General features: G+C 64.8%; 16 protein-coding genes. 10 read left to right on the top strand and 6 right to left on the bottom strand.

The genetic code is table 11. The features are described from left to right. Positions 1 to 245: 245 nt before the first annotated feature. Positions 246 to 1394: a serine hydrolase domain-containing protein gene (locus KNJ79_RS13145; protein ID WP_317151403.1), complete on the bottom strand. Its 1149-nt coding sequence runs from the start codon at positions 1392 to 1394 to the stop codon at positions 246 to 248. Positions 1395 to 1402: 8 nt separating this feature from the next. On the opposite strand from KNJ79_RS13145, the gene KNJ79_RS13150 reads away from it, so the two are divergent. Beyond that, complete coding sequence (locus KNJ79_RS13150) at positions 1403 to 1810, top strand: hypothetical protein (RefSeq protein WP_317151404.1); 408 nt, start codon at positions 1403 to 1405, stop codon at positions 1808 to 1810. Between the two features lie 157 nt (positions 1811 to 1967). Here the strand turns inward: KNJ79_RS13150 and KNJ79_RS13155 are convergent, their stop codons facing one another. From KNJ79_RS13155 to KNJ79_RS13170, 4 genes are all read right to left on the bottom strand, one after another. Beyond that, positions 1968 to 2903 (bottom strand): alpha/beta fold hydrolase, encoded by a 936-nt coding sequence (locus KNJ79_RS13155; RefSeq protein WP_317151405.1) that lies wholly within the window; start codon positions 2901 to 2903, stop codon positions 1968 to 1970. A 374-nt stretch (positions 2904 to 3277) separates the two neighbouring features. After that, entirely contained in the window at positions 3278 to 4162 is an 885-nt protein-coding gene (locus KNJ79_RS13160) for a pirin family protein (protein ID WP_317151406.1), read from the bottom strand. Positions 4163 to 4176: 14 nt separating this feature from the next. Further along, the gene (locus KNJ79_RS13165) at positions 4177 to 4533 is read right to left on the bottom strand and encodes a DUF2200 domain-containing protein (RefSeq protein ID WP_317151407.1); all 357 of its coding nucleotides are present in this window, start codon (positions 4531 to 4533) and stop codon (positions 4177 to 4179) included. Positions 4534 to 4544: 11 nt separating this feature from the next. Next, a complete protein-coding gene (locus KNJ79_RS13170) occupies positions 4545 to 4823 on the bottom strand; it encodes a BolA family protein (protein WP_317151408.1) in 279 nt (92 codons plus the stop codon). A 28-nt stretch (positions 4824 to 4851) separates the two neighbouring features. On the opposite strand from KNJ79_RS13170, the gene KNJ79_RS13175 reads away from it, so the two are divergent. The 5 genes from KNJ79_RS13175 to cobT all read left to right on the top strand — a co-directional run bounded on the left by KNJ79_RS13175 (position 4852) and on the right by cobT (position 10077). Further along, entirely contained in the window at positions 4852 to 5442 is a 591-nt protein-coding gene (locus KNJ79_RS13175; RefSeq protein WP_317151409.1) for a J domain-containing protein, read from the top strand. Between the two features lie 10 nt (positions 5443 to 5452). Next, positions 5453 to 5890, top strand: a complete 438-nt coding sequence (locus tag KNJ79_RS13180; protein ID WP_317151410.1) for an ester cyclase — start codon at positions 5453 to 5455, stop codon at positions 5888 to 5890. Positions 5891 to 5981: 91 nt separating this feature from the next. Next, positions 5982 to 6971 carry a cobaltochelatase subunit CobS gene (cobS, locus tag KNJ79_RS13185; protein WP_089217436.1) on the top strand — a complete coding sequence of 330 codons (990 nt, stop codon included), beginning with the start codon at positions 5982 to 5984 and terminating at the stop codon, positions 6969 to 6971. A gap of 95 nt (positions 6972 to 7066) precedes the next feature. After that, on the top strand, positions 7067 to 8257 hold the full coding sequence (locus tag KNJ79_RS13190; RefSeq protein WP_317151411.1) for an alpha/beta hydrolase: 1191 nt from the start codon (positions 7067 to 7069) through the stop codon (positions 8255 to 8257). After that, the gene (gene cobT / locus KNJ79_RS13195; RefSeq protein WP_317151412.1) at positions 8254 to 10077 is read left to right on the top strand and encodes a cobaltochelatase subunit CobT; all 1824 of its coding nucleotides are present in this window, start codon (positions 8254 to 8256) and stop codon (positions 10075 to 10077) included. The genes KNJ79_RS13190 and cobT overlap by 4 nt, the downstream gene beginning before the upstream one ends. 41 nt (positions 10078 to 10118) lie before the next feature. Here cobT and KNJ79_RS13200 read toward each other — a convergent pair whose 3' ends face one another. Continuing rightward, positions 10119 to 10616 (bottom strand): hypothetical protein, encoded by a 498-nt coding sequence (locus KNJ79_RS13200; RefSeq protein ID WP_317151413.1) that lies wholly within the window; start codon positions 10614 to 10616, stop codon positions 10119 to 10121. A 181-nt stretch (positions 10617 to 10797) separates the two neighbouring features. On the opposite strand from KNJ79_RS13200, the gene KNJ79_RS13205 reads away from it, so the two are divergent. The 4 genes from KNJ79_RS13205 to KNJ79_RS13220 all read left to right on the top strand — a co-directional run bounded on the left by KNJ79_RS13205 (position 10798) and on the right by KNJ79_RS13220 (position 15090). Continuing rightward, the gene (locus KNJ79_RS13205) at positions 10798 to 11040 is read left to right on the top strand and encodes a BrnT family toxin (RefSeq protein ID WP_317151414.1); all 243 of its coding nucleotides are present in this window, start codon (positions 10798 to 10800) and stop codon (positions 11038 to 11040) included. Continuing rightward, positions 11037 to 11330, top strand: a complete 294-nt coding sequence (locus KNJ79_RS13210) for a BrnA antitoxin family protein (RefSeq protein WP_317151415.1) — start codon at positions 11037 to 11039, stop codon at positions 11328 to 11330. Before KNJ79_RS13205 ends, KNJ79_RS13210 begins: the two co-directional genes overlap by 4 nt. Positions 11331 to 11875: 545 nt before the next feature. After that, positions 11876 to 13522 carry an acetolactate synthase large subunit gene (locus KNJ79_RS13215; RefSeq protein ID WP_317151416.1) on the top strand — a complete coding sequence of 549 codons (1647 nt, stop codon included), beginning with the start codon at positions 11876 to 11878 and terminating at the stop codon, positions 13520 to 13522. A 134-nt stretch (positions 13523 to 13656) separates the two neighbouring features. Then, entirely contained in the window at positions 13657 to 15090 is a 1434-nt protein-coding gene (locus tag KNJ79_RS13220) for an aldehyde dehydrogenase family protein (RefSeq protein WP_317151417.1), read from the top strand. The last annotated feature ends 168 nt before the right edge of the window (positions 15091 to 15258 follow it).

Below are 15258 nucleotides of genomic sequence, written 5' to 3' on the forward strand. Positions count from 1 at the left end.
GATTCGTTCGCACGGAGGCGCGGAGCATGTTTGTGTGCTCCCGCGAAGGCGGGAGCCCATCTCCCGACGGCTCCATCTTGCGCCAGCCGGAGATGGGTCCCCGCCTTCGCGGGGACACACGGATGATCGGGCGCAATCTCGATCATATCGCAACATTGGCGAAAAGAAGCCGCTTCTTGTAGACGCGGCTTCTCCGCGTGAACAAATCTCGGCCGCCTCTGCGCGAAACCCCTCCAATCCTGCCGTCAAAGCGCGCCCTGCAAATCGGCCAGATGGCCGCGCAGCGACGGAAACTGGTCGTCGCGCGTGATCCCCAGCCGCACGATCGTCACCCGCTGTGACGGCGAGACGATGATATATTGCCCCTGGTGGCCGATGCAGGCGAAGAGGTCGTTGGGGCCGCGGTCGGGCCACAGCGCCGGGCCAACGCCCGCCGGGCGCGAACGGTTGAGCCAGATGTGCCCGCCATAACCGCCGTCGGTCGGCGAGGGCGTGAGCATGAAATCCATCCAGCTTTCGGGCAGCAGGCGCTGGCCGTTCGCGACGCCGCGATTGCGCAGAAACTCGCCGAAGCGCGCATAATCGCGCGCGGTCGCGTGCATGATCGACCCGCCGATCATCGTGCCCCTGGCATCGAATTCGGGGGTCAGGCTGGTCATGCCGAGCGGTTCGATCAGGCGGCCCTGGATGAACTCGCGCATCGCCTCGCGCCGGGCGTCGGCGCCTTGCGACGGGGTCAGCGCGTCGGTCAATATGTCCGCGAGGATGACGCTGGTCGACGAGCTGTAGTTGAAGACTTCGCCCGGCCGCGCCACCGCAGGCTTCGCTTCGGCAAACCCCGCCATATCCTGTGCGCCTGTGCCGAACAGCATCGTCACCGTATCGCCGTTCCAGACCGGATCGCCCTCTTCGACATGCTCGAGCCCCGACGACATGTGGAGCAGGTCGGCGAGCGTGATCGCGCCGCGCGGATCGCCGCTGCGCTGCCACGCCGCCACCGGCGCGGGAGCATTCAGCGAAAGCTGCCCGTCGGCGACGAGGAAGCCGGTGAGCACCGCGGTGATGCTCTTTGCCATCGACCAGCTGATCAGCTTCGTATCGGGACCGAAGCCGGTGCCATAGCGTTCATAGATCGGCCGGCCGTCGCGCAGCACGAGCAAGGCGCGCGTCTCGCCGACTGCGGCCGCGTCGGTGAACAGCGCATCGGCCTTTGCCTTGATCGCGGGATCGAGCGCCGGCAGCGGGTGCGGGGTATCGGCCGGAGCATCCGGAAGCGAATGGCCGAAGCGCGGCCCCGGCGCCGGGGGCGCCATCTGCCCCGCCGCATGGGTGAGCGACCAACCCGTAAGGAGCGCGAGCGCGGCACTTGCCAGCAGGGTCTTTTTCGTGATCATGGCGCGCCGTGACTAACACCAACCCGCCCGAGCCGGCAACGGCAGAACCGACACCCGCGCCGCCGCCGCCCGCCGAGCGCCCGCGCAAGGACAAGGCCCCGAGCCGTTGGGGCGGATGCCTGCCGTGGGCGGCCATCCTGTTCGTCCTGCTCGCGATCCTGCTGGTCTGGAAATTCCCGTCGCTGAAGGCGCAGGCCGAACTCGGTTCGGCCTATGCCGCGCGGGTCGGCTGTTCGTGCCGCTATGTCCAGGGACGCACCCTCGAAAGCTGCCAGAGCGATTTCGAGCCGGGAATGGAGATGGTCTCGATCAGCCAGGACCCCGAGACGAAGACGATCACCGGCAGCGTCCCCCTCCTCGCCTCGCGCAGCGCGCATTATGCGGGCTCGAGCGGCTGCCTGCTCGATCCGCCCTAGAGCAAATTGCAGGAAATCTGAATCGACCCGTCTCCCCGAGCGAAGACGAGGGGCTCGTTCGAGCGGAGCGAGAACCGCAGCGTCGCCGCCTCGACTTCGCTCGGCAGAGCCCCTCGTCTTCGCTCGGGAAGACGGTGCAGATTTAAGGCTCGCTGCTCTAGGCGGGAACCGCCGTTCTTTCTAAAAATTCGTCCATCGCCGCATTGACCCGGTCCGGCGCCTCCCACGGCACGAAATGGCCGCAGCCCGGCACCTTCACGATCGTCGCATTGGGGACCAATTCGTCGAGCCCGTCAAGATTGCAGGCGGGGAGCGCGACATCGTCGAGCGCCCAGACGACCAGCGTCGGGATGGTCAGCTTCGGAAAGGGCATGGCCGGCGGCTCGGCGTAGGGCGCATCCATCGGCGGCACCTCGGCCGGCGAGGCGCGATACCAGTTGATCATCGCGCGGCAGGCATCGCGATCTTCCCAATCCTTCAGCAATCGGGCGATTTCCTCGGGCGGCTGGATACCGCCGCTCGGCACGCGGCCGGCAAAGGCTTTGGCAAGCAGGCCCGCAATCCCCTGTTCCTCGATCAGCGCGTCGCTCGCGGGATCGCGAAAGATGCGGATATATTGGCTCGCCTCGCGCTGCTCGGCATTGGTCGCGAGCAGCCGCTGGAAGATCGCGGGATGCGGCGCATTGGCGATCACCGCGCGGGTGACCCTGCCCGCCCATTGCGGATGCAGCCCGCCCGGCTGGCCGCCGAGCGCAACGCCCCAGGCGATCGCTCCGCCCCAGTCGTGCCCGACGATCGTGAACTGTCCCACATCGAGCGCGTCGGCGAGCGCGAAGATGTCGGCGATCAGCTTGTCGGGGGTATAGGCTTCGACCTCCTGCGGCTTCGACGAGCCGCGATAACCGCGCTGATCGGGGGCGATGCAGCGGAAGCGCTCCGCGAAATGCGGCAATTGGTGGCGCCAGGTGCGGTGCGATTCGGGAAAGCCGTGGAGAAAGATCAGCGCGGGCGCATCCGTCGGCCCCATATCCACGACATCGAGGTCGACCCCGGTCGAAAGCGTCACCCGCCGCTGCTCGAAATCGCCGCTCATCACCCGCTCCTATTGGTTTCAATTCGCAACGAAGGTGGCCGGGTTTGTCGCGTCTGGCAAGCCCGTTGGGCCGGGCGGAATGATTATTGCGCGCAGAGGCGCAGAGAGCGCCGTTCGAAGAGATTCACGCGGAGACGCGGAGGCGCGGAGAAATGGCACTCGCCGCGAAGCGGCCCTCTTTCCCAAACGTCGTGACGTGATCGAGTTTGCGCCTGATCGTGTGTCCCCGCGAAGGCGGGAGCCCATCTCCTGCCGGCTCAACATGGAGCCGTCTGGAGATGGGCTCCCGCCTTCGCGGGAGCACACAAACGCTCTCCGCGTCTCCGCGCTCCGCGCTCCGCGTGAACCCAAATCTCCGCGCCTCTGCGCGCAAATCACGGATAGGCCGGCGTCGTCGGCATTCCCGGCAGCGGGATATATTCCTCGCTGTCGCCGGGAACGAGCGGGAATTTGCCGTCCTTCCAGTCCTGCTTCGCCGCATTGATGCGGTCGCGCGACGAGCTGACGAAATTCCACCACAAATGGCGCGGGGTCGAAAAGGCTTCCCCGCCGAGCAGCATCACGCGCGCGTCGCTCGCCGCACGCAGCGTCATCGCCTCGCCGGGTTTCAATATATAGAGGCTGTGGCGCACGAGCGGCTCGCCGTCGAGACTCGCATCGCCGATCGCGACGAGCACCGCGCGCTCGTCGGCTTCGGCCTCGATCGGGATGCTGGCGCCCGGCTTCATCAGGATGTCGGCATAGATGGTCGCGGCATGCTGGGTGATCGGCGAGGTCGCGCCCCACAGGCTGCCCATGATCACGCGCGCCGACACGCCGCCATCCTCGATCAGCGGCAACTCCTCCTTCGCAGCATGTTCGAACGCGGGGGCGATCTCTTCCTTGCCGTCGGGAAGCGCGAGCCAGGTCTGCATCCCCGAGATCGCCGAACCGGTCGCGCGCTCGGCGGCGGGGGTGCGCTCCGAATGGACGATGCCGCTGCCCGCAGTCATCAGGTTGCACGCGCCGGGACGGATCGTCGCATAGGTGCCGAGGTTGTCGCGATGGTCGATCGCGCCTTCGAACAGATAGGTGACGGTCGCAAGATTGATGTGCGGATGCGGGCGCACGTCCATCCCCTGCCCGATGTCGAAATGCGCCGGCCCGAACTGGTCGACGAAGATGAAGGGGCCGACCATCGTGCGCGCCTTGTCGGGCAGCGTCCGCCGGACGTCGAAAGCGCCGATGTCGTGGGTCGAGGGTGTGATGACGGTGAACATCGGCCAAGCCTTTCCTATGCGGCGGTCCGCAAGATTTTTTCCATCTTCTTGCCTCGCGCCAATTCGTCGATCAGCTTGTCGAGATAACGGATCTCGCGCATCAGCGGTTCCTCGATCTCCTCGACACGGATGCCGCAGATCACGCCCTTGATCTGGTCGCGGGCCGGATTCAGCGCGGGCGCATCGCTAAAAAAGCCCTTGAGGTCGGTTTTGGCCGCGATCTGATCGTCGAGTTGCTGCTGGCTATATCCGGTGAGCCAGCAAATGATCGCATCGACCTCGGCCTTCGTCCGCCCCTTGCGCTCGGCCTTGGTCACATAATGCGGATAGACGCTCGCAAAGCTGTATTTGTAAACGCGATGCTCGTCCACGGCCGCTCCTCCTATTCCCCCGGCGCGAGCGCCTTGATCGCGAGCGCGTGAACGCGCTGGCCCGGCAGGTCGCCGAGCGCCCTGTTCACCAGCCGCTGCCGCGCAACGCGGTTTTGCCCTGCAAAGCCGTCCCATATGATGAGCAGGCTGAAATGCGATTCGCCGCTGCCGTCGTCGCCGGCATGACCGCGATGCTGCGCGCTGTCGTTGCTGAGGGTGATATTCGCGCCCGGAAAGGCCGCGGCGAGCAGCCCTTCCATTTCGCGTTGCACTGGACCTTTTTCCGCCATGACCCCATGTTGGGGAGGAACGACGACTATGACAAGCCCCCGACCCAACCGATTCCACGGCCGCGTGCCCCGCGAAGCGCAGTGCGACATGCCCGGCTGCGATGCGCGCGGCGAATTCCGTGCGCCCGCTTCGCGCCACCGCTCGCCCGACGGGCCGCCGCCCTACCGCTGGCTGTGCCTCGACCATGTCCGCGAGTTCAACGCGGGCTATAATTATTTCGAGGGCATGAGCGCCGACCAGATTTTCGCCGCCCAGTCGCCGACCTCGGGCTGGGAAACCGAAAGCCGCGCCTTTCGCGCCGCGGGAAGCGCCGACCTGCCGCCGCGCTGGGCCGATTTCAAAGACCCTATGGATGCGCTCGGCGCGCGCTTCCGTCAGCGGATGGATCAGGCGCGGCGCGAAGCGAATGATCCGCGCTTCACCGCCGAGGAGCATCGCGCGATGCAGGTGCTGGGGCTCGAAGCAGGTGCCGATCGTTCGGCGCTGCGTCGCCGCTACAGCGATCTGGTGCGCAAATATCACCCCGACCGCAACGGCGGCGACCGCAGCTATGAAACGCGGCTCGGCGAAGTGGTTGCAGCCTATCAGCTTTTGCGGAAGAATGGCGTTTTCGCATAGGAGGCGGGCGATGGCGGACCTCGACGACCGGCGGATCGAGACGGTGAAACGCCATATGGCGCTCGAGATCACGCATGATTGGGACGGTGTTCTCGCAACCTTCGACCATCCGCGTTACGAGCTGATGGGCCCCGGCACCGTGTTCGACGGCGAAGCGGCGGTCCGCTCCTATTTCGCGATGTCACGCGAACCCTTTCCCGACCAGGCGAACGAGATCATCGCGATCGCCGCCGATAGCGGAAACAACACGGTGCTCGTGGAATTCTGGCTGACGGGAACGCATCTGGGTCCGCTGAAGCTCGGCCTGCGCACGATCGAGCCGACCGGCAAGGCGTTCCGCATCCGCATGGCGGCAAGTTTCGAATTTGCGCCGGGCAGCGACCGGATCGTCTGCGAGCGGCCCTATTACGACCAGTCGGCGGTGCTCCGCGCGCTCGGCATCGTCTGAAAAGGCGTTGCAAGGCGCAACCCATGGCTATACCGGCTAGCCGACGCGCCGCCGGGCGCCGACTCTCCCTGTCTGTGTTGGACCGATTGCCATGACCGATATCCCGAACAGCCTCCCCGACCATCACGGTTCGACGCTCCTCGCGGCGCCCGATACCGAGGTCGATGCGCGCGAGATGTTCGGCGTCGATATCGACATGACTGTGCCCGCATTCAGCGAGGCCGACGAGCGCGTTCCCGACCTCGATCCTGCCTATGTCTTCGACGGCGACACGACCCTCGCGATCCTCGCGGGCTTCAAATACAACCGCCGCGTGATGGTTCAGGGCTATCACGGCACCGGCAAGTCGACGCATATCGAACAGGTGGCGGCGCGCCTCAAATGGCCGTGCATCCGCGTCAACCTTGACGCGCATATCAGCCGCATCGACCTCGTCGGCCGCGACGCGATCGTGCTGCGCGACGGGCAGCAGGTCACCGAGTTCCGCGAAGGCCTGCTTCCCTGGGCGCTCCAGACGCCGACCGCGCTCGTCTTCGACGAATATGACGCGGGCCGCCCCGACGTGATGTTCGTGATCCAGCGCGTGCTCGAGGCCGAGGGCAAGCTGACGCTGCTCGACCAGAATCGCGTCATCCGCCCGAACCCCAATTTCCGCCTCTTCTCGACCGCGAACACCGTCGGCCTCGGCGACACGAGCGGCCTCTATCACGGCACGCAGCAGATCAACCAGGGCCAGATGGACCGCTGGAACATCGTCGTCACCTTGAACTATCTGCCCGCGGCGACCGAAAGCGCGATCATCCTCGCCAAGGTGCCCGCGGCCGACGAAAAGACGGTCGAGAATATGGTCAAGGTCGCCGACCTGACGCGTCAGGGTTTCATCAATGGCGACATTTCGACCGTGATGAGCCCGCGCACGGTAATCAGCTGGGCACAGAATGCCGCGATCTTCAACAATATCGGCTTCGCCTTCCGCCTGTCCTTCCTCAACAAGTGCGACGAGGCCGAGCGGATGATCGTCGCCGAATATTATCAGCGCGTGTTCGGCGAGGATCTGCCCGAAGGCGTCATCGGCAAGTGAGGCCCCCGCGCCTCTCCCTCCTCCCCCTCGATGGGGGAGGCAGCGAGACTTACACGCTTGCGCGTTAACCGCAGCGGAGGGGGTGAGGCAGCGGCATGAAGCGGCATTTTCGGTGGATAGCCCTGCCAGTCATCATGCTTCTGTCGGGCTGCATTTCGGGGGTCGATTACGGCAAGGTCCGCCATGCCGACTATGTCGCCGACCCGCGCTGTACGCCCCAAGCCGGCGCGCCGGTCGATGGCGCGGCGCTGCCGCTGTTCTTCGTCACCAGCCGCCTGCCCGATTGCCGGACCGCCGACATCGAGCTGCTCAGCTATCGCGGCGACCGGGTGCGCTATGGCCGCTTTGCGGCGCCGCGCGACGTCAAAGTGGGTGGCAAAGAGCGCTTTCGCACGCCGCTCGCGCTGCAAGACCAGAGCGACTGGTGGCGCGCCTTGCAGGCCGAAACCGACAGACGGCACGGCCGCGTGCTGCTCTATGTCCACGGCTATCGCGAAAGTTTCGAAACGACGACCAAGGATATGGCGCAGATCGCGCGGATGACCGGCTTCGACGGGCCAGTAATCGCCTATAGCTGGCCGTCGCAGCACGATGTGCTCGGCTATGCGGTCGACGAGACGAACATGTATCACGACGTCCGCAACTTCCGCGACTTCCTGAAATCGCTCGCCGAACAGCCATGGGTCAGGGAAGTGGTGATCGTCTCGCATTCGCTCGGCGCGCGGCTCGTCGTTCCGGCGATCGCCTATGTCGACCGCGCCGCGCCGAGCGCCGACAGCCGCAACATCTCGAACATCATCCTCGCCTCGCCCGACATCGACCGCGAGACGTTCGAGCGCGATATTTCGGATGGCGTGCTGACCGCCGCAAAGGTCGCGCGCGACCGGCGCATCACCCTCTATGTGTCGCTGAAAGACAAGGCGCTTGCGGCGTCGCGCGCGCTCCACGGCTATCCGCGGCTCGGCTCGCCCTATTGTTTCGATCCCTATGAGGCCGCCGACCTCACGGCCGAAGGCCTGCCCGAACGCTGCTACCCCGATGCGATTCCGGGGCTCACCGTGATCGACACGACCGACGTGTCGCGCGGCACGACCGGCCACAGCAATTTCCTGCTGAGCGCCGCGGCGTGCCGCGACTTCATCGCTGTGATAGCAGGCAAAAGGACGCGGCCCGAGCGCAGCCCGACACGCTGGCGCCACGTCTTCCGCTTGCTTCCCGACCCGTCCATGCCCAAGGAGATGGACGAAACCATCTGCCACCGTAACGCCGAAGCCGAAACGCCATGAGCAATCCCACCCCCCTCGACGACCTGAAAACCGCGCTGTCGAGCGTCGCGCGCGCGGTCACCCGCGATGCAGAGGTCGAGGTCGGCTTCACCGCCGACGCGCCGGCGCAGATCGGCAAGGCGATCAAGGTGCCCACCCCGTCGCGCACGCTGCCGCGCGAACAGGTCGCCGAGGCGCGCGGCTTCGCCGACGGCTATGCGCTCAGGATGAAGCATCACAGCGAAAAGCTGCACGCCGCGGCGCGCCCGTCCGAACCGCTCGCCGCCGCCGCTTTCGATGCGATGGAGCGCGCGCGGGTCGAGGCGCTCGGCGCGCGCAACATGGCGGGGATGCGCGCCAACCTGTCGGCGAGCCTCGCGATGCGGATGCGCAGCGACCCGATCAGCCGCGCGCAGAGCCGCGACGAGGTGCCGGTCTCGACCGCGCTCGAATTGATGCTGCGCGAGGCGCTGACCGGCGAGACCTCGCCGCAGGGCACCGAGACCGGCCTGTCGATGGTCCGCGAGTGGATCAATCAGGACGCCGGCGCCGACCTGACCGCGCTGTCGATGCTGCTCGACGACCAGGCCGCCTTCGCCCAGACCGCGCGCCTCGCACTCCAGCACCTCGACCTGATCCACGGCGACGAGCCGCTGGAGGAAGGCGCCGAGGACGGCGGCGAGGAGGATGAGGCCGAGGCCGAGGAAAGCCAGGACCAGCAGGAAAGCGAAGAGGGCGCCAGCGGCGAAAGCCAGGTCGACGCGCGCGCCGAGATGGACGGCGATCAGGCCGACGACGGCGACACCGATCCCGACGCGCAGGAGATGGAGGCCGACGGCGAGCCAGAAATGGGCGGCGAAGGCGACGAGGGCATGCTGCCCGTCCGTCCGAACCGCCTGCCGACCGACGTCCCCGACTTCAACTATGTCCGCTTCACCGAAAAGCATGACGAGATCATCGCCGCGACCGAGCTGTGCGACGCCGACGAACTCACCCGGCTGCGCGCCTATCTCGACCAGCAGATGGCGCATCTGCAGGGCGCGGTGACCAAGCTCGCGAACCGCCTCCAGCGCCGCCTGATGGCGCAGCAGAACCGCGCGTGGGATTTCGACCAGGAGGAAGGCCAGCTCGACGCCGCGCGGCTCGCGCGCGTGATCGTCTCGCCCGGGCATTCGCTCTCCTACAAGATCGAGCGCGACACTGATTTCCGCGACACCGTCGTCACCCTGCTCATCGACAATAGCGGCTCGATGCGCGGGCGGCCGATCAGCATCGCGGCGATCAGCGCCGATATCCTCGCGCGCACGCTCGAACGCTGCGGGGTGAAGACCGAAATATTGGGCTTCACGACGCGGACGTGGAAGGGCGGGCAGAGCCGCGAGGACTGGCTCGCCGCGGGACGCCCCGCGCACCCCGGCCGCCTCAACGATCTGCGCCACATCGTCTACAAGCCCGCCGACGAGCCCTACCGCCGCGCGCGCCGTTCGCTCGGGCTGATGATGCGCGAAGGGCTGCTCAAGGAGAATATCGACGGCGAGGCGCTGATGTGGGCGCACAGCCGCATCGTCCACCGCCCCGAGGAACGCCGCATCCTGATGGTGATCAGCGACGGCGCCCCGGTCGACGATTCGACGCTGTCGGTCAATCACGGCGCCTATCTCGACCAGCATCTGCGCCAGGTGATCGAGTGGATCGAGACCAAGTCGCCGGTCGAACTGTGCGCGATCGGCATCGGGCACGATGTGACGCGATACTACAGCCGCGCGGTGACGATTATGGACGCCGAGCAATTGGGCGGCACGATGGTGGAGCAGTTGGCGGGGTTGTTCGATATCGAGTGAGTGGGCGGCTCGTTAGGTTGTCGATGATCCTTAGAGGCAGTTCAATCATCGCCCGGACTGAATTTTCCAGTTCTTAGCCAGTTGATATAAATCATTATAGTCGCGATTATCCATCCCAACGCCTCTAGGACGGCAGCAGATACCAAGCCCCACATTCCCACGACGAACAGCACGACGCCAACGGGTATCAATCCCCTGTTGGCGAACTTGGCCAATGCGCGGCGTTCATCATCGTGCCGACCTAGCCACGATTTCCTTGCTTCCAGCTGGGCTTCAAACGCACGCATCGACGCCTGACAATCCAGTTGTTCGTCATAAGTTGGTTTCCGCCAACCAGCATAGATGTTCGTGTTATCAGCAAGGACGTCACGGCTGCAGCTTTCCATTCGGCTCTGAGTCCAGAACTCAGCGGCCGATTGTTTGTCCGCCTTGTATTGAGTGAACCCCTGATAGCCTGTCCATAGCAGCCAGAGGACGGCTAAGCTTGATCCCAATCGAAAGGCTAGTGTGTCCGTTCGGAAGTGTTGTTTCGTTATCATGGCAGGGAGCGTCATACCATAATAACAATTACCAGAACATCACCTACCAGCTATTGCTCACGCTCATCAAGTCCGTGCAACCCTCAGAATTACGGCGATGGTGTGGACGGCGCTCCGCTGCGCAGTATTTGTATATACGCACACTTGACCGCTGCGCATTTCGTATATACAATAACCCATAATGATCCTCTGGGACGAATCGAAGCGGCAGATCAACCTCGCCAAGCACGGTTTCGATTTCGCCGATCTGTCGGAAGAGTTTTTCCTGTCGGCCCTGGTGATCCCGGCGAAGAGCGGTCGGCATATGGCGATCGGCCGCCTCGCCGATGGAACGATTGCGGTGGTGTTCGCCCTTCTCGGCACCGAAGGGGTGTCGGTGATCTCGATGCGCCACGCCAGCAAAAAGGAAAGAGGCCTGTTATGACGATGACCGGACGTCCGAGCGAAAAGGAAATCCAGCGGATGATCGCCAGCGATCCCGACGCGCCCGAAGCGACCGACGAGCAGTTGGCGCAGGCGCGCCCCTTTGCCGACGCCTTCCCCGCGCTGGCGGACAAGATGCGCCGGAATGTCGGCGGACGGCCGAAAGCCGACAAAACCAAGGTCGCCGTCTCGATCCGGCTCGATCCCGAAGTGCTCGAGGCCTTCAAGGCTGGCGGCCCCGGCTGGCAGTCGCGCATGAACCGGGCGCTGCGCAAGGTCGTGGGGTTGTGACGTTATGGCGCCGGTCAGCCAAATAACGTGAGGGAATTAAGGCGAAAGTTTACTTAGCCCGGCGGCGCGCTCCGGCGGGGGAAGCCCGCCGCACAATTTCCGAGTGAAGTGGCACAGTTTTCTGCGCTTTTCGTAACCCCCCTCTTCCTCTGCGATCTCTGCGGCCTCTGCGCGAAACATATTGATGGCGCCGCCGGCTTGCCCACCCCGCTGCGGCTAACGAGCAAGCTCGCAAGTCTCGCTGCCCCTCCCCTAAAGGGGAGGGGGTGAGATGGGCATTTTCGCGTCATTGCGAGCGGAGCGAAGCAATCCAGAGTGGGCGTAAGCCGCCCTGGATTGCTTCGCTTCGCTCGCAATGACGGTGGTTTGGGTCGCGGGCCACGCCCTGCGTGACAACCCCCATGCCCCTCGTTACAAATCCTCGCGGCGCAGCAGGGACTCGCGGCCTTATGACGAAAACCGCTGCATCGAATCTGTGCTGACGGTCGCCAGCACCGACTTGGGGGAGCGCATCATTCGATGCGCGGCTGAGGGGGCGACGGCGCGTGAAAAAAGCATCCGACCTGTTCATCGAATGCCTGGAGGAAGAGGGCGTCGAATATATTTTCGGCGTGCCGGGCGAGGAAAATCTCGACTTTCTCGACAGCCTGTCGCGGTCGAAGAAGATCCGGCTGATCCTGACGCGGCACGAGCAGGGCGCGGGGTTCATGGCCGCGACCTATGGGCGGCACACGGGGAAGACCGGCGTGTGCCTCGCGACGCTCGGCCCCGGCGCGACCAATTTCGTTACCGCCGCCGCCTATGCCCAGCTCGGCGGGATGCCGATGATGATGATCACCGGGCAAAAGCCGATCAAGAAGTCGAAGCAGGGCCGCTTCCAGATCCTCGACGTCGTGCGGATGATGGGGCCGATCACCAAATTCACCCACCAGATGGCCTCGTCGGACAATATCCCGAGCCGCGTGCGCGAAGCCTTCCGGCTCGCCGAGGAGGAAAAGCCCGGCGCGGTGCATATCGAGCTGCCCGAAGACATCGCCGACGAACAGACCGACTCCACCCCGCTCAAGCGCAGCCACAGCCGCCGCCCGACCGCCGACGTCAAATCGGTGCGCGAGGCGGTGAAGGCGCTCGAGGCGGCGAAGTCGCCCGTGCTCGTGATCGGCGCGGGTGCGAACCGCACGATGACCAGCCGGATGCTGCTGCAATTCATCGAAAAGACCGGCATTCCCTTTCTGACCACCCAGCTCGGCAAGGGGGTGATCGACGAGCGGCACCCCAAATTCCTCGGCTGCGCGGCACTCTCCGCCGGCGACTTCGTCCACCGCGCGGTCGAGGCGTCGGACTGCATCGTCAACATCGGCCACGATGTGATCGAAAAGCCGCCCTTTTTCATGAAGGCGGGCGGGCCGACCGTGATCCACGTCTCGACCAAGACCGCCGAGGTCGATCCCGTCTATTTCCCGCATATCGAGGTGATCGGCGACATCGCCAACGCGATCTGGCAGATCAAGGAAGACATCGTCCCGAACGGCGGCTGGAAATTCGACGACCTGCTTCGCTACCGGCAGGCCGAGGTTGCGCACACCGCGCCGCTCGCCGCCGACGCGCGCTTCCCGATCTTTCCGCCGCATCTGGTGCGGCAGGTGCGCGCGGCGATGCCCGACGACGGCATCATCTGCCTCGACAATGGCGTCTATAAAATCTGGTTCGCGCGCGGCTACACCGCCTATCGCCCGAATACCGTGCTGCTCGACAATGCGCTCGCGACGATGGGCGCGGGGCTGCCGAGCGCGATGATGTCGGCGATGCTCTATCCCGAGCGCAAGGTCATGGCGATCTGCGGCGACGGCGGCTTCATGATGAACAGCCAGGAAATGGAGACCGCGGTTCGCCTGGGCCTCGACCTGACCGTGCTGATCCTGAACGATTCAAGCTATGGCATGATCCGCTGGAAGCAGGCGAACATGGGGTTCGAGGACTGGGGGCTGACCTATGGCAACCCCGATTTCGTCCGATATGCCGAAAGCTATGGCGCGCACGGCCACCGCGTCGAGAGCGCGGCGCACCTCAAGGAACTTCTCGCGCACTGCCGCGATACTCCGGGTGTGCATCTGATCGACTGTCCGGTCGACTATTCGGAGAACGACCAGATTTTGAACAATGATATCAAACGGTTGTCGAAGGAATTGTAATGTCTGCCCCCTCCCGTTTGCGGGAGGGGCAGCGAGACTTGCGAGCTTGCTCGCTAGTCGCAGCGGGGTGGGCTAGTTCACCGCCGCTGACCCACCCCCAACCCCTCCCGCAAGCGGGAGGGGGGAGAAGCTGAATGAAACTCAAGGACACCTACCCGCTCTATCTCAACAACAAGGCGGCGCAGCCGAATAGCGACCTCGTCGTCACCGACAAATATACGGGCGAGGTCGCCTTTCGCACCGCGCTTGCGACCCCCGACGTGATCGACGAGGCGATCGCCGGGGCGGTGCGCGCGGCGGCGCCGATGGCGAAGCTCGCGAGCTATGAGAAGCAGGAGGTGCTCAACCACTGTGTCGTCCGCTTCAAAGAACGGTTCGACGAGCTTGCCTATGCGCTGTGCGTCGAGGCGGGCAAGCCGATCAGGGACAGCGAGGGCGAGGTCACGCGGCTGATCGACACCTTCCGCATCGCCGCCGAGGAAGCGGTGCGAAATTATGGCGAGGTCCAGCCGCTCGACATTTCGCCCCGCGCCAAGGGCTATATGGGAATGTGGAAGCGCGTGCCGATCGGGCCGTGCAGCTTCATCTCACCGTTCAACTTCCCCTTGAACCTCGCCGCGCACAAGATCGCGCCGGCGATCGCGATGGGCTGTCCCTTCGTGATGAAGCCCGCGTCGATGACCCCGCTCGGCGCGATCATCATGGGCGAGGTGCTCGCCGAGTGCGACATATTGCCCGAGGGCGCGTTCAGCATCCTGCCCGCGACGCGCGACGGCGCCGACCTGTTCACCACCGACGAAAGGCTGAAGCTGCTCTCCTTCACCGGCTCACCCGGCGTCGGCTGGAACCTGAAGGCGAAGGCCGGAAAGAAGAAGGTCATCCTCGAACTCGGCGGCAATGCCGCGGTGATCGTCGACAAGGACGCCGACCTCGATCACGCCCTCGAACGCATCATCTTCGGCGCCTTCTATCAGTCGGGCCAATCGTGCATCGGCGTGCAGCGAATCGTCATCCACGCGGAAATTTACGAAAAATTCCGCGACATGCTGATCGAAAAGACCAAGACGCTGGTAGCCGGCGACCCCAAGGATCGCGCCACCTTCATCGGCCCGATGATTTCGGAGAAGGAGGCGGCGCGCCTCGACGACTGGATCCAGGCGGCGGTGGCGGACGGCGCAAAGCTGCTGACCGGCGGCAAGCGCGAAGGCGCGATGCTCGAGGCGACCTTGCTCGAAAATGTCGACCGCGGCGCGAAAGCCTATCGCGAGGAAGCCTTCGGCCCGCTCGCGATCCTGTCGAAATTCAGCGACTGGAAGGACGCGATGGCCGAGGTCAACGACAGCAAGTTCGGGCTGCAAGCCGGGCTTTTCACCCGCGATTTCCAGCAGATACTCGATGCGTGGGACGAACTCGACGTCGGCGGCATCGTCGTCAACGACGTCTCCTCCTACCGCGTCGACAATATGCCCTATGGCGGGGTCAAGGATTCGGGGCTCGGCCGCGAAGGCATCCGCTTCGCGATGGAGGATATGAGCGAGATCCGGAATATGGTGATCCGGCGGGCTTGATTCTTCACAGGTTTCGTCATTGCGAGCGAAGCGAAGCAATCCAGCGCGGTTTACGCCACGCTGGATTGCCGCGTCGCCTGCGGCTCCTCGCAATGACGGGACCGGAAACGACCCAGCGGTCACAAAACCGCCCTCGAACCTTCTTCAAACTGTCGCGAGTTCGAATCG

Origin of the sequence: Sphingopyxis indica (genome assembly GCF_032879645.1) — a bacterium.
In the GTDB taxonomy this organism is placed as follows: domain Bacteria; phylum Pseudomonadota; class Alphaproteobacteria; order Sphingomonadales; family Sphingomonadaceae; genus Sphingopyxis; species Sphingopyxis indica.

Excerpts from the sequence above, each read along its gene's own strand:
- KNJ79_RS13210 (WP_317151415.1), top strand. The coding sequence starts at position 11,037 with ATGACGATGACCGGACGTCCGAGCGAAAAGGAAATCCAGCGGATGATC.
- KNJ79_RS13175 (WP_317151409.1), top strand. The coding sequence starts at position 4,852 with ATGACAAGCCCCCGACCCAACCGATTCCACGGCCGCGTGCCCCGCGAA.
- KNJ79_RS13145 (WP_317151403.1), bottom strand. The coding sequence starts at position 1,394 with ATGATCACGAAAAAGACCCTGCTGGCAAGTGCCGCGCTCGCGCTCCTT.
- KNJ79_RS13205 (WP_317151414.1), top strand. The coding sequence starts at position 10,798 with ATGATCCTCTGGGACGAATCGAAGCGGCAGATCAACCTCGCCAAGCAC.
- KNJ79_RS13200 (WP_317151413.1), bottom strand. The coding sequence starts at position 10,616 with ATGATAACGAAACAACACTTCCGAACGGACACACTAGCCTTTCGATTG.
- KNJ79_RS13160 (WP_317151406.1), bottom strand. The coding sequence starts at position 4,162 with ATGTTCACCGTCATCACACCCTCGACCCACGACATCGGCGCTTTCGAC.
- KNJ79_RS13155 (WP_317151405.1), bottom strand. The coding sequence starts at position 2,903 with ATGAGCGGCGATTTCGAGCAGCGGCGGGTGACGCTTTCGACCGGGGTC.
- cobT (WP_317151412.1), top strand. The coding sequence starts at position 8,254 with ATGAGCAATCCCACCCCCCTCGACGACCTGAAAACCGCGCTGTCGAGC.
- KNJ79_RS13180 (WP_317151410.1), top strand. The coding sequence starts at position 5,453 with ATGGCGGACCTCGACGACCGGCGGATCGAGACGGTGAAACGCCATATG.
- cobS (WP_089217436.1), top strand. The coding sequence starts at position 5,982 with ATGACCGATATCCCGAACAGCCTCCCCGACCATCACGGTTCGACGCTC.
- KNJ79_RS13190 (WP_317151411.1), top strand. The coding sequence starts at position 7,067 with ATGAAGCGGCATTTTCGGTGGATAGCCCTGCCAGTCATCATGCTTCTG.
- KNJ79_RS13170 (WP_317151408.1), bottom strand. The coding sequence starts at position 4,823 with ATGGCGGAAAAAGGTCCAGTGCAACGCGAAATGGAAGGGCTGCTCGCC.
- KNJ79_RS13220 (WP_317151417.1), top strand. The coding sequence starts at position 13,657 with ATGAAACTCAAGGACACCTACCCGCTCTATCTCAACAACAAGGCGGCG.